The organism is Prescottella agglutinans (assembly GCF_004011865.1).
Classification (GTDB): domain Bacteria; phylum Actinomycetota; class Actinomycetes; order Mycobacteriales; family Mycobacteriaceae; genus Prescottella; species Prescottella agglutinans.
In genome coordinates this window covers 186,933-199,596 of sequence record NZ_RKLP01000011.1, presented here as the reverse complement: position 1 = coordinate 199,596, position 12,664 = coordinate 186,933, and the positions used below count along the sequence as shown (strand labels likewise).

The window sequence follows — 12,664 nt, the reverse complement described above, 5'->3', positions numbered from 1 at the left end:
GCCGTGAATTCCCGTTCAGGGGTTGCGGCGGGGTTCCTAAACTCGGAACCATGACAGCTTCACGAGCGTCAGACGAGGTCGTGGACTGGTCCAAGATCGAGGAGCGGGCGCCGTCGGTTGCTCAGCTGTTCGTCGACCGGGTGGCCGCGACACCACATTCCGAAGCATTTCGGTACCCCAACGGGGACATGTGGACCAGTGTCACGTGGTCCGAGGTGGGCCGACGGGTCCGCACGCTGGCGGCGGGCCTGATCGCGCTCGGCGTCGAAGCCGAGCAGCGCGTCGCGCTGGCGTCGGCCACCCGGTACGAGTGGGTGCTCGCCGACCTCGCGGTGATGTGCGCCGGCGCTGCGACCACCACCGTCTACCCCTCGACGACCGCGTCCGACGTCGCGTTCATCATTTCGAACTCGGGCAGCCGCGTCGTCGTCGCCGAGGACGAGGCCCAGCTGGCCAAGCTCCGCGAACACCGCGAGGAACTGCCCGACGTGCAGCGCGTGGTGTTGGTCCACGGCACCGCCCCGGACGACGAGTGGGTGGTCGGTTTCGACGAGCTCGAGCGGCTGGGCGAGCGACTGCTCGCCGAACGCCCCGGCGCCGTCGACGAGCGCATCGCCGGGATCTCCCCGGACAGCCTGGCGACCCTGATCTACACGTCGGGCACGACCGGCCGGCCCAAAGGTGTGCGGCTGCCGCACTCGGCGTGGACATACGAGGCGGCGGCGATCGACGCCACCGGCATCCTCGAGGCCGACGACCTGCAGTACCTGTGGCTGCCGCTGTCGCACGTCTTCGGCAAGGTACTGCTGACGCTGCCGCTGCAGATCGGGTTCGCGACCGCGGTGGACGGGCGGGTCGACAAGATCGTCGACAACCTGGCCGTCGTGAAGCCGACGTTCATGGGCGCGGCGCCGCGGATCTTCGAGAAGGCACACGCCCGGATCGTCGGGACGGTGGAGGCCGAGGGCGGCGCGAAGAAGAAGATCTTCGACTGGGCCATGGGCGTGGGGCTGGCCGCATCGAAGGCGCGCCAGGCCGGAAAGCCGCTGTCGCGCATGCAGAAGGCTCAGCATGCCGTCGCCGACCGCCTGGTGTTCAAGACGATCCGGGAACGGTTCGGCGGCCGGCTGAAGTTCTTCATCTCCGGCTCCGCGGCGTTGGATCGCGATGTGGCGCAGTGGTTCGACGCGGTCGGCATCATCGTCCTCGAGGGCTACGGGCTATCCGAGACGAGCGCCGCGTCGCTCGTGAACCGACCGTCCGCCTACCGGTTCGGGACCGTCGGCTGGCCCATTCCCGGTACCGACGTCAGGATCGCCGAGGACGGCGAGATCCTGATCAAGGGTCCCGGCGTGATGAGCGGCTACCACCACAACCCGGAGGCCACCGCCGAGTCGCTCGACGCCGACGGCTGGTTCCGTACCGGCGACATCGGCACGATCGACGCCGACGGCTTCCTGCGGATCACCGACCGCAAGAAGGACATGTTCAAGACGTCCAACGGCAAGTACGTGGCACCGTCCGCGATTTCGGCGACGTTCAAGGGCATCTGCCCGTACGTCGGGGAGATCATCGTGAGCGGCGAGGGCAAGTCGTACTGCGTCGCACTCATCAGCCTCGACGGCGAGGCCATCGCGGAGTGGGCCGTCGAGAACGGCATGGGCGACCGGCCGCTGCGCGAGATCGCGACGGCCGGGCCCACGGTCGCGATGATGAGCGCCTACGTCGACCAGCTCAACGCGGGCCTCAACCGCTGGGAGCAGGTCAAACGATTCACCATCCTCGAGCGCGAACTGACCGTCGAGAACGGCGAGATCACCCCCAGCATGAAGCTCAAGCGCAAGAAGGTGGTCGACAACTTCTCGGATCGGATCACCGAGCTGTACGGCTGAGCCCCGACACATTCGAGCGCATCCACGCCAGGCCCCGTCCCAGCGCCGCCTCCGGGTCCGCGTCAAGCGATCGACGGCCCGGTTCGCCGCGTCCTCCCAGGACAAGGCATCCGATCCACTGGACGTGAAACAGACCGTCGGAACAGCGTTCTCCGCGGCGATGTCGACGGCGCGGCGCAGGTGCCGGAAGGTGTCGTCCCAGCCGTCGTCGCTGTCCTGCATCGCGCGGGCACCGCCGGCGATGTACTCGAGCGACAGGCCGCTCGCGGCGATCGTCACGAGCGGCGCGTCGGACCCTCGACCGCCAGGGTGGGGGCGAGGACACCGAACCGGCGGGCACCGATCCTCCCGAGCATCGCCAGCGCATCCGTCAGCGGCCAGGCGGCGACCGGTGCCAGGCACACACTCAGTCCCGGATCGGCGGTGTCCACGGCGAGACTATTCTGCACGGATCCTCCTGTCGCGCTTCGATTGTCGATGCCGCACGGCGCCCACGGCGACCGTAGCAAAGATTCGGTCCGGTACCTGCGGATCGTCCCACCGGCACCCGCTCTACCCTGGACCCATGTCGGCATCTCAGCGCCCCACCCTCGGGCAGTACGTGGGCTACCAGTTCGGGCGGACGCTGCCGGACTCGCTGCAGGACTGGGTCCGCAACGACCTGGTAGGCCCCGGCGCCTCGGTTCGCTACCTGATCCGGTTCACGGTGCCGGTGCTGCCGATCCTGGCGCTGTTCCTGTTCATCCCCGGCCCGGTGTGGATTCCGCTGGCGATGATGGCGCTGCTGTTCATCCCGCTGGTGTACTTCGCCATCGCGCTGATGCAGGTGTACCGCCGGCACCGGTTGCAGAGCCACGGGCTCGACCCCGACCTGGTCGCCGAGAAGGCGCAGCGGCGGGCGGATCGGATCCGCGACGACTACGAGCGGCGTCACGGACGCAGCTGACCAGCCAAGTTACCGACCGGTCAACTAAGGTGGCGGTGAACCGACGAAGGGAAGTAACCATGAGCGAGCCGGTGGCGACCGCCGATCTGGCCGACGAGATCGGCCCGGACATCCGTAGCTGCGACACCCAGTTCATCCAGTTCGGGGCGCGGGCGGCCTTCTCCGGCCCGATCACCACCATCAAGTGCTTCCAGGACAACCTGCTGGTCAAGCAGACCCTCAGCGAGCCCGGCAACGGCGGCGTCCTGGTCGTCGACGGCGACGCGAGTGTGCACACGGCCCTGGTCGGCGACATCATCGCCGGACGCGGCGTCTCCAACGGCTGGGCCGGCGTCATCGTCAACGGCGCGGTGCGCGACTCGGCGATCCTGCGCACCCTCGACATCGGCATCAAGGCGCTCGGCACCAACCCGCGCAAGAGCACCCAGACCGGTTCTGGCGAGAAGAACGTGCCCGTCTCCTTCGGCGGCGTCACCTTCAACCCGGGCGAGACGGTCTACAGCGACGACGACGGCGTCGTCGTCCGGTAGGCGGCTTCGCCGCCCGTGCGCCTTTCTGGTAGCCGGCACCACCAGAAAGGCGCACGGGTGCGTCAGCGCCTGGGCAGGTGGCCGGCGGTCCAGTCGGCCACCAGCGACAGCACCTCGGCGTCCACCGGATCGCGCACGAGTTTTCGGTAGGCGCCCAGCGACGGCGGGTTCGGATCCCGGCGGAGCAGGTGCGTCAGATCCGGCACCCGCACGGTGTCGACGTCACCGGGGACGAGGGCGGCGATGGCCGCGAGATCGTCCGGATCCACCTGAATGTCCTTCGCTCCGGTGATCGCGAGGACCGGCGAGTAGTTCTCCCGCAGAAGCGGTTTCGGATCGAACTCGAGGAATTCCCGGAACCACCGCGCGTTCACCTTCCGGGTGCCCAGTCGCGCGACGTCGGTCTCGCTGCGCGCGAGCCTGTCGAACGCCTTCCGCTGCCTCGCCGGCACGTCGATCCGCAGCACGCGCAGGACCGACCGCACCGCGGCCGGCAGTCCGTCGGCCGCCTTGCCCGTCTGCCACAGCAGCACCTCCCGCCCGGTCACCGCGGGCCCCGCCAGCAGCACCACCGCCGCCGGTGCGCCGCCGCCGGCACCGAGGGCCATCGCCAGACACGCACCCTCGCTGTGTCCGATCACCGCCAGCGCATCGCGCGCGAATCCCCCTGTCGTGCCCAGCCATTCGACGGCGGCAGCGGCGTCCTCCACGTTGTCACCGAGACCCGCGGTCATGAAGTCACCGTCCGACGCCCCGACGCCGCGCTTGTCGTACCGCAGCGACGCCACCCCGTTCCGCGCCAGGGCGTGCGCGACGGCCCGACTGATCCCGATCGGCATCCGGGCGTGGTCGCCGTCCCGATCGATCTCGCCGGACCCGCCCACGATCACCGCCGCCGGCCCGGACGCCCCGCCGCTGGGCACCGCGAGCGTGCCGGACAGCGTGGTGCGATCGCCGGATTCGAAGGTCACCTCGCGCTCGGTGAACTCGGGGCGGTCCGCCGACAGCGCATCCCGGATGCGCTGCGCGGCCGCGGTCGCGTCCGCGCTGGTGACGATCACCTGGTCGACGTCGGCACCGGCCGCGGTGCCGACGGTGTGCACCCGCACGGCCGGCACGCCGCGGTGGGCGACGACGAACGTCCGCAGTCCCCCGCCCCGCCACGTGCCGATCCGAACCCGGCCGGGGATCGCCAGGCCGGGCGCACGCCAGCCGCGGATGTTCGTGAACGCGTCGGCGACGACGTCGACGTCACGAACCTGCGACGTCGGTATGCGGACGTCACCACGAAGGGCCGCGATCTTCTCCCCGCGGGACAGGGCGACCGTCAGCGCACCCGACATCACGGTCATCTCGGCCATGCTGTTCTCCTCCGTCCGCCCGGGGAGTGTCATTCTCGCCGTCGAGAACGCCGTCGAACATCAGTATGCCCGGTGGCCGACGTGCGGCGGGCAGGCAGCGGGGCCGACGGATCGATCCGCCGGCCCCGTCCGGGAAGCGCTACCGGCCGGCCTTACCGTGGCGGCGCAGCAGCACCCGGGTCGAGTGCCTGTAGGACGCGGGACGTGCGGGCAGGAACCACTGCGACAGTCGGGTCAGCGGTCCGACGTTCGCGTCGATCTCGTCGAGCACCTCGTCGACCTGCCGCAGCGAGAACGGGATGATGTTCGTGCCGCGGGCGGGCTTGCCCTCGCTGCGTTCGATCATCCAGTCCAACCGGGTCCGCACGAAGGCGCGCCGCTCCTCGAGTGGCGGCAACTGCGTGCCACCGAGCATGTGATCGGCCGCCCACAGCGCGGCGGCCTCGGCGCTGAGCGGGCTGAACAGCGACGAGCCGTAGCCGACGAAGTACAGGTTCGGCACGTCGAGCGGCAGAATCTGCCGGTACAGCTGGAAGTTGCCCTCGTCGTCGGTGAGACGGTCCTGCATCGCGTCGGTCACGAACGGTACGCGTTGCTGGAATCCGGTGGCGCACACGATGACATCCGCCGGCACCACGGTGCCGTCGCTGAGCTCGGCAACCGGCTTGCCGTCCTTCTCGTGCAGCGCGGAGATGACGGTCCCTCGTCGGACACCGATCGTGCCGTCCGCCACTTTCTCGTAGAACTGTTCGGTCGCCAGGCTCACCGCGTGTCGGACGATTCGCTCGAACGATCCCTCCGGCACCAGCCCGACCCGGTCGAGGAGCAACTGCCTCTGCGCGACGGACTGGACGGCGCCGAGCAGACCGTTGCGCAGGAACCGGCCGGGACCGGTGAGGAATCGCCCGAATCCACGCTGGTCGATGTGTTCGAAGAGCCCCTCACTCAGCCGGGTGAGCAGAATGTACTTGTAGTTCAGAATGTTTCCGAGCTTGCGCGGCATCTTCCACGTGACTTCGCGGGCGACCACCGTCGTGGAAGCGGAGACCTCGCTGAGCGCCTCGGCAACGTCGCAGGCGGACTTTCCGTAGCCCACGACCAGCACGTTCTTGTCCGCTGCGTCCTCGAGCTCGTGGAAGTCGGATGCGGCACACAGTCGTCCACCCGCCCGCTCGTAATCCTCGACACCGCGATACGGAGGCACGAACGGGTCGCAGAAGATGCCGTTCGCGATCACGAGCCGGTCGTACTGCTGCTCGTCGACCCGGCCGGACTCGACCTCGCGGGTCGTCACCGTCCAGGTCCCGGTGTCCGCGTCCTGGACGGCGGCGGTCACCTCGGTGCCCAGGCGCAGGTGCGACTTCAGCCCGAAATGCTCGGCGTACCCGGCCAGGTACTGCTGCACCTGTTCGCCGGTGGGCCACTCGGGATAGTCGCGTGGCATCGGGTAGTCCGAGAAGGCGTAGGTGCCCTTGTTGTTCTGCGTCGTCACCCCCGGGTAACGCCGCGTGACGCTCCACACCCCGCCCACGTCCGGTGTTCGGTCGTACACAGTGACGTCGAAGCCGAACTGGTCGAGCACCTTCGCCGAGGACAAGCCCGCAACGCCGGCGCCGACGATCGCGACCCGCATCGGATCCCCCGCGGATCCGCGGGTTAACCCACTGCGGCTCACCGCCCCTCCCCCGACACGAGCGCCTCGCCGAGGAACTGGCTCACGAGCTGCTGGAAGCGCGCCGCGTGTTCGATCTGCGTCCAGTGCCCACACTTGCCGAACACGTGCAACTGCGAGTTGGGGATGGTGTCGAACATGTGCTGCGACGCCGCCACGGGGACCACCCGGTCCTCGCGGCCGTGCAGGATCAGCACCTCGTGCTCGATCCGCGAGAGGTCCTCGTCCGGCACGATCTGGGCGTCGAGATGGCGCTGCCGCGGCTCCGGGAAGACCTGCTCGAACGCCTCCTGGGCGCCGGGCCGGATCGTCGCGCGGTACCGCAGCTCGGCGAGTTCGTCCGTGACCAGCGACCGGTCGTACGCCATGATGTCCATGATCTTCTTCATGTTCTCGACGGACGGCGTGTAACCCCACAGCGCATCGAGTTCCGGGGTGAAGTCGAACTTCACGCCGCCGGCCCCCATCAGGACGATACGGCCGAGCCGGTCCGGGAACCGCGTCGCGAGGTGCAGCGCCAGACCGCCACCGAAGGAGTTGCCCACCACGTGCACCTTCGGGATGTCCAACGCGTCGAGCAGCGCCAGGATCTGGTCGATCCAGGTATCGAAGATCTCGAACCGCGCCGGCTCCGGCAGCGACGTGTACCCGAACCCGACCAGATCCGGTGCGATCACGCGGAAGTTCTCTGCGAGAACTGGAATCAGCCCACGCCAGTTGGCCCAGGCCGACACGCCCGCGCCCGACCCGTGCAGCAGCAGCACGGGATCACCCGTACCGACGTCGTGGTAGTTGGTGTCGAAGGACCCGGTCCGCAGGGTCTTCCCGATCTCGGGATTGATCACGGTCGTCATCTCGACTCCTAGTTCTGGAAGACGGACGCCACGGCCGACAGGAGGTCGTCCTGCGGTCGCTCGGGCGAGGGGTAGGCGCGCTTGCTGTGCGCGAGGCCGGTCTGCACGAGCATCTCGCACATCTTGTAGGCCACGACACCGGGATTGAGCACGGGAACGTCGAGCACGGACGACAGGTAGGCGTGACTCTGGTGCATCGTCGTCGAGCCCAGGACGATCACATCGGCGCCGTCCTCCTCCACCGCCGCGCGGGCCTCACGTTCGAGCGCGGCGAAGACGAATTCCTCCTTGCCTGCCAGCAATTCGGCGGCGTCGGGGCGCACACCGATGTCACGAACCGACGCCAGGCGCGCGGTGATCCCGTTCTCGCGGGCGGCCTTGTGGTACAGCTCGTGCCACTGCGGCCACATCGTCACGACCGAGAACCGCTTGCCGAGCAGGCACGCGAGCAGCATCGTGGCCTGACTCGGTGCGACGACCGGGATGGTCAACCGGGACCGCAGGGCCGCGAGCGCCGAATCGCTCATCGAGTTGACGCACACGCCGGCGTATCCCTGCTCCTCCGCCCGGCATCCGGCGTCGAGCACGAAGGCGTCCGCGAGGGTGGTCTCGTACGCGCTGTCGAGCGCACCGCCGCCCGCCCGGGCCGACACGAAGACGTTCTCGAACGCCGGGTGCACGAAGTCACCGGAGAGCTGGGATGCGAACGCGTCCAATGCCTCCGGAGGGACCGGCACGGGGACGATGTTGAGTACACGCTTCACAGTTCGAGTTCCTCTCTGGTACGGGTGAGGGTGTCGACGACGGCGTAGGCGACCGCCCGGGTCGCCGTCATCACGTCGGACACCGATGCAACACCCATGCCGCCCAGCCCCTCGTTCAGTTCGTCGGGGGCGGTAGCGGGCGGCCACGGGTAACCGATTCGGGCACATGGGATTCCGAGACGACGGATGAGCGTGCCGTCCGTCTGACCACCGAGCAACGGGGTCGTCTCGTACGGCCGGCCCTCGACCTCCTCCCACCCGCGGCGACAGGACTGGATGATCCAGTTCGCGGTGTCGGTCATGCCGCCGGGGAGGGACCCGTACATCTCCCAGTCCAGTTCGATGTCCGGGTGACGACGCCGCACACCGGCGATCATCTCCGCGAACTGGTGGCGGACGTCGGCGGGCGTGACGCGCGGGTTGACCCGGACGTCGAGGTAGATCTCCGTGGTTGCCGACGGGAACGCCGGCTTGTCCGGACTACCCGAGCGCACCGCCGAGATCCAGCCCTCGGGCAGGGTGGATCCCGAGGTGTTCCGTGCGGTGTATTCCGGCAGCCACTGCTCGATCTCCTGGATCACAGTTGCAGCCGGGACGATCGACGAGCGGAAACCGTCGGTGCCGCGCGTGATGCCCGCGTAGCCGAACGTGCCGCGCACGGACACCTTGAACCAGCACATTCCCGGTTCCTCGGGGTACACCGCCACCACGGCTTCAGCACGATCGCGTGGTCCGGCATCATGCCGTGCGTGAGCATGTGGAACACTCCGCTGCTCATCCCCACGTGGTCGCGGTTGCTCATCGTCACCGGCATGCCACCGCCGGCGAATCCGATCGCGAGGTCGCCGACCAGAGGGATGTCCGCGTCGACGACCGCGTTCATCACCTCGGCGAGTCCGGCGACCATGCACTTCGGGTTGGAGGCGCCCAGTCCGATCACGAGGTCGCCGTCGACCTTCGCCTCGGGAATCATGTCGGGGCGCAACGATTTCCCCACCCACGGGACGTCCGACTCGGGGTCGATGTGGGTGTCGATGGGTGCGTACAGCAACAGGCGGCTTCCTCCGCCCGTCCCGGCCAGTTCGCCGACGGCGTTGCCGGTGTGCTCCGACACCGCCTGGTATCGCGCGTCGATCCCGACCCGGTCCCGGAGGTGGGTGGCCATGTACTCGGACGCGGCCCGCTCCTGGCCGGTCGGGCTGTGGATGTCGATCAGGTCGACCAACAGGTCACGGAACCGGTTCGGATCCAGCTTCGAGCAGACCTGCTCGTACATCTCCCGACGCGTGTCGTCGAGTGGCAGTCGTACGGTCGTCTCCGACTCAGCCACGTTCGTCCTCCTCCGGTACTTCCGGGCGCGCCGCCAGTCCGACGCCGTCGGTGAGGCTGGTCGCCACCCGCACCAGCGCCTGGTCGGCGTGCGCAGGCGCGATGAGCTGGATCCCGAGCGGCAGCCCGTAATCGCCTCGCCCGGCGGGCAAACCGACTGCGGGACAGCCGCTCACGCTGGCCAGCTTGTTGAACACGGGATCGCCGGTGCTGGTCAGACCCGCCGGCGCCTCTCCCGGCGCCGCGAGGGTCAGCAGCAGGTCGACGTCCGCGAGGGCCCGGTCCACGAAGGCTCGCGCGGAACGCAGTACGCGACGCGCCCGCTGGATCTCGCTCGCCGGCGCGGTCCGCCCGGCGAGGAGGAAGGCGTGCAGCTGGTCGCTGATCCGTTCCGGATGGGAACGGTGGATGCGTTCGGCGAGGGCCGCGGACGCCTCGGCCGCCATGATGAGGGTGTGTGCCTCGTCGAGTTCCGCCAGCTCCGCCGGCACCTCGATGTCACGGATGTCAGCCACCACTTCGCCCATGCCCGAACGGAACTCCTCGAGCATGTTCGCGGCGGCGTGGGTCGCCCGGTCCGCCCACGGCGGGCGCAGCACGCCCACCCGCATGTCGCGCAGCGCCGGCAGGATCACCGAGTCCGGGGCGTGTGCTCCGTCCGACGCCAGCGACACGTCCAGCGCTCCCAGCCACGCGGGATGGCGAGCGAATCCGCCGACGGTGTCGAAGGTGAGCGCCACGGGCAGCACGCCGTCGAACGGCCACCGGCCGTATGTCGGTTTCAGGGTGAACACGCCACAGAACGAGCCCGGGCGCAGCACCGAACCGGCGGTCTGCGTGCCGAGAGCCAGCGGCACCTGACCGTCCGCCACCGCCGCCGCCGAACCGCTCGACGAGCCGCCGGGAGTGTGCCCCAGCCCGTGCGGGTTCCGGGTCTGCGTCGGACGGTAGGTGGCGAACTCGGTGGTGGTCGTCTTCCCCAGGACGACGGCCCCGTCCCGGCGCAGGCGCCGCACCACTTCGGCGTCCCTCTCCGGACGCCATCCCTCCCACAGCTCGGAGCCGTAGCCGGTCGGCTGGTCCCCGGTCTCGATGATGTCCTTGAGGCCGAACGGGATCCCGTGCAGTGCCGAGCGCCGCGGCTCGGCGTCACGGGACCGGGCCTGTTCCAGCGCCAGATCGGGATCCAGGTGGGCCCACGCCTTGATCGCGTGGTCGCGGGCACCGATCCGCTCGAGGCAGTGCTCCACCGCGGCGGAGCTGAGATTCTCGTCGGCCAGGATGTCCGTAAAGGGAGAGGAGACGACTGACATCGCGTTCACCCCGCCTTCTGCGGCTCGTGGCCCCAGCGGGACGGCGAGCGGAAGGTCTTGACCTCCCAGCCGTCGGAGTCGACGAGCTCGCCGCCGTAACCGATCTCGATGGCGAATCCGGAGGGGGTACGCAGGTAGAAGGACGTCACGCCGTCGTTGGTGTGCCGACCGAAGGTCATCTGCAGCGAGATGGCGGCCTCGTTGATGATGTCGTAGGCGCGGCCGACGTCGTCGATCGATGCCACCTCGAGCATCAGGTGGTTGAAGTCCCCGCCCGTGAAGCTGAAGCACTCGTTCATCAGAGCCAGGCTGTGGTGACGCGGATTGCAGTGCAGGAAGGTGGCATCCGCACCGTCCCATACGATGTAGTCCGTCAATCGGAAGCCGAGAACCCGGGTGTAGAAGTCGACCGCCTTCGGGTAGTCCTTGCACATCAGGACCACGTGCCCCAGGCCGAGCTCACCGGTGACGAAACCGCTGATCACCCTGCCCTGCGCCAACGGGAGATGATCGATCGTCGGGCCGAAGCAGACCTCGTTCGGGAACCCGTCTGCGTCGACGAAACGGAAGGCCGCCACCGCCATCCGCTCCTCCGGCGCACCCGTGGCGAGCCACTCCACGGCAAGGCCCTCGGCGCCGACACGGTCCGCGATCGCGCGGAGTTCGTCGAGGCTGTCGACCTCCCACGTGATCATCCGGATCCGATCCTCGGCCGCGGGATACAACGCGATCCGATGATGGTGGTCGTCGATGCGGATCAACAGCGGGTCCTGATCGGACTCACGGGGTCGGGCATGCAGACCCAGGAGGTCGACCAGCACGCGGCGCCAAGCCTCCAGGTCCGTGACGTCGACGCTCAGAGCGCCCAGACGGGAAATACTCATCTCTTGCCTCTGTTCGGAAGTCGAACCGCGTCGCCGCGCAGCTCGATCGCGATCTAGCTGGGAAGGAACTGCTCGGCGTGGATTCGTTCCGCCGGCATTCCGAGTTCGAGCAGCCGCTGCTCGGCGGCCTGAAGCATCGCCGGCGGCCCGCACAGGTACGCGGACGTCCGCGGATGTGCGACATCGTCGGCGGTCAGGACACTGACCGGATTCCCGACCAGGATGTCGGGGATCGCTGCGAGTGCGTCGCCGGGCTCGTCGACGACGACCCGGACTGCCAGGTTACGCATGAAGCTGCCGCGCGCGTCGAGCTCGTCGAGGTGGAACAGGTCGGCCCCACGCGTGCAGCCGAAGACGAGGCGGATCGGGTGATCGTCGCGCGCGGTCTGCAGTGTCTCCAGCATCGACAGCATCGGGGCCAACCCGGTGCCGCCGGCGATCATCAGGGTCGGTCCCGCGTCGTCCGCGAGCCCGAATCCTCCTATCGGTCCCTCGATTTCGATATGGTCACCGACGGCGGCGCTACTTCTGAGGTAGTCCGACATCGCGCCGGACGGGAGCACCCTGATCGTGAAGGAGAGCTTCTTCCGGTCGCGTTCCCCCGACGCCATCGAGTAGGAGCGCCACTCGTCGGTGCCGGGGACCTGCATCCGGACGTACTGACCCGCACGGAACGAAAACCGCACCGACTTGGGGAGTTTGAGCTGCAGCTCGACCACTGACTCACCGAGCCAGCTGACCGCAGCGACCTTCGCGGTCGTGACGATCACCGGGTACTCGTCCAGCATCGATGCCGGGTAGTCCAGTTCCACCTCGGAATCCGCGAATGCGTGCGACTGGCACAGGAGTCGATGGCCGGCGGCCATCTCCTCCTGCCGCAGCGAGTAGACCCTGCCCTCGGGCATCATCACTTCGCCGCACGCGACCCGACCGACGCAGGTTCCGCAGGTGCCGACCTTGCACTGACTCACCAGTCGGACACCGGCCGTGTTCGCTGCTTCGAGAATCGTGGTGCCGGCCGGCACCGAAATGGTCTTCGTCCCGTCCGTGAACTTCAGGTGGACGTCGTTCGTGGTCACTGCGTACTCCGGAATTGCGTCGATCGGGGCGATGGACATG

At 68.6% G+C, this 12,664-nt stretch carries 13 protein-coding genes; 3 read left to right on the top strand and 10 right to left on the bottom strand.

Translation table 11 applies throughout. The features are described from left to right. Positions 1 to 50 precede the first annotated feature (50 nt). The gene (locus tag EGT67_RS20390) at positions 51 to 1,892 is read left to right on the top strand and encodes an AMP-dependent synthetase/ligase (protein WP_127917914.1); all 1,842 of its coding nucleotides are present in this window, start codon (positions 51 to 53) and stop codon (positions 1,890 to 1,892) included. Positions 1,893 to 2,167: 275 nt separating this feature from the next. Here the strand turns inward: EGT67_RS20390 and EGT67_RS25150 are convergent, their stop codons facing one another. Then, positions 2,168 to 2,341, bottom strand: a complete 174-nt coding sequence (locus tag EGT67_RS25150) for a hypothetical protein (protein WP_164877619.1) — start codon at positions 2,339 to 2,341, stop codon at positions 2,168 to 2,170. Between the two features lie 116 nt (positions 2,342 to 2,457). Between EGT67_RS25150 and EGT67_RS20385 the strand changes: the two genes are divergently transcribed. Both EGT67_RS20385 and rraA read left to right on the top strand, forming a co-directional pair. After that, positions 2,458 to 2,838, top strand: a complete 381-nt coding sequence (locus EGT67_RS20385; RefSeq protein WP_127917913.1) for a DUF5313 family protein — start codon at positions 2,458 to 2,460, stop codon at positions 2,836 to 2,838. Between the two features lie 59 nt (positions 2,839 to 2,897). Beyond that, positions 2,898 to 3,368, top strand: coding sequence for a ribonuclease E activity regulator RraA (rraA, locus tag EGT67_RS20380; protein ID WP_127917912.1), 471 nt, complete (start codon positions 2,898 to 2,900; stop codon positions 3,366 to 3,368). Positions 3,369 to 3,430: 62 nt separating this feature from the next. On the opposite strand, the gene EGT67_RS20375 is transcribed toward rraA, so the two are convergent. The 9 genes from EGT67_RS20375 to EGT67_RS20340 all read right to left on the bottom strand — a co-directional run bounded on the left by EGT67_RS20375 (position 3,431) and on the right by EGT67_RS20340 (position 12,663). Beyond that, positions 3,431 to 4,729 (bottom strand): alpha/beta hydrolase, encoded by a 1,299-nt coding sequence (locus EGT67_RS20375; protein ID WP_127917911.1) that lies wholly within the window; start codon positions 4,727 to 4,729, stop codon positions 3,431 to 3,433. Between the two features lie 139 nt (positions 4,730 to 4,868). Further along, positions 4,869 to 6,404: a flavin-containing monooxygenase gene (locus tag EGT67_RS20370; RefSeq protein WP_241566141.1), complete on the bottom strand. Its 1,536-nt coding sequence runs from the start codon at positions 6,402 to 6,404 to the stop codon at positions 4,869 to 4,871. After that, entirely contained in the window at positions 6,401 to 7,255 is an 855-nt protein-coding gene (locus EGT67_RS20365) for an alpha/beta fold hydrolase (protein ID WP_127917910.1), read from the bottom strand. The genes EGT67_RS20370 and EGT67_RS20365 overlap by 4 nt, the downstream gene beginning before the upstream one ends. An 8-nt stretch (positions 7,256 to 7,263) precedes the next feature. Next, a complete protein-coding gene (locus tag EGT67_RS20360) occupies positions 7,264 to 8,019 on the bottom strand; it encodes an aspartate/glutamate racemase family protein (RefSeq protein WP_127917909.1) in 756 nt (251 codons plus the stop codon). Further along, on the bottom strand, positions 8,016 to 8,678 hold the full coding sequence (locus EGT67_RS25380; protein WP_241566140.1) for a zinc-binding metallopeptidase family protein: 663 nt from the start codon (positions 8,676 to 8,678) through the stop codon (positions 8,016 to 8,018). The genes EGT67_RS20360 and EGT67_RS25380 overlap by 4 nt, the downstream gene beginning before the upstream one ends. Next, a complete protein-coding gene (locus EGT67_RS25375; RefSeq protein ID WP_241566139.1) occupies positions 8,597 to 9,349 on the bottom strand; it encodes a zinc-binding metallopeptidase family protein in 753 nt (250 codons plus the stop codon). The genes EGT67_RS25380 and EGT67_RS25375 overlap by 82 nt, the downstream gene beginning before the upstream one ends. Next, entirely contained in the window at positions 9,342 to 10,661 is a 1,320-nt protein-coding gene (locus EGT67_RS20350; RefSeq protein ID WP_127917908.1) for an amidase, read from the bottom strand. The genes EGT67_RS25375 and EGT67_RS20350 overlap by 8 nt, the downstream gene beginning before the upstream one ends. 5 nt (positions 10,662 to 10,666) lie before the next feature. Beyond that, positions 10,667 to 11,545, bottom strand: a complete 879-nt coding sequence (locus EGT67_RS20345) for a VOC family protein (protein ID WP_127917907.1) — start codon at positions 11,543 to 11,545, stop codon at positions 10,667 to 10,669. A gap of 53 nt (positions 11,546 to 11,598) precedes the next feature. Then, the gene (locus tag EGT67_RS20340) at positions 11,599 to 12,663 is read right to left on the bottom strand and encodes an FAD-binding oxidoreductase (RefSeq protein ID WP_127917906.1); all 1,065 of its coding nucleotides are present in this window, start codon (positions 12,661 to 12,663) and stop codon (positions 11,599 to 11,601) included. Position 12,664 lies beyond the last annotated feature (1 nt).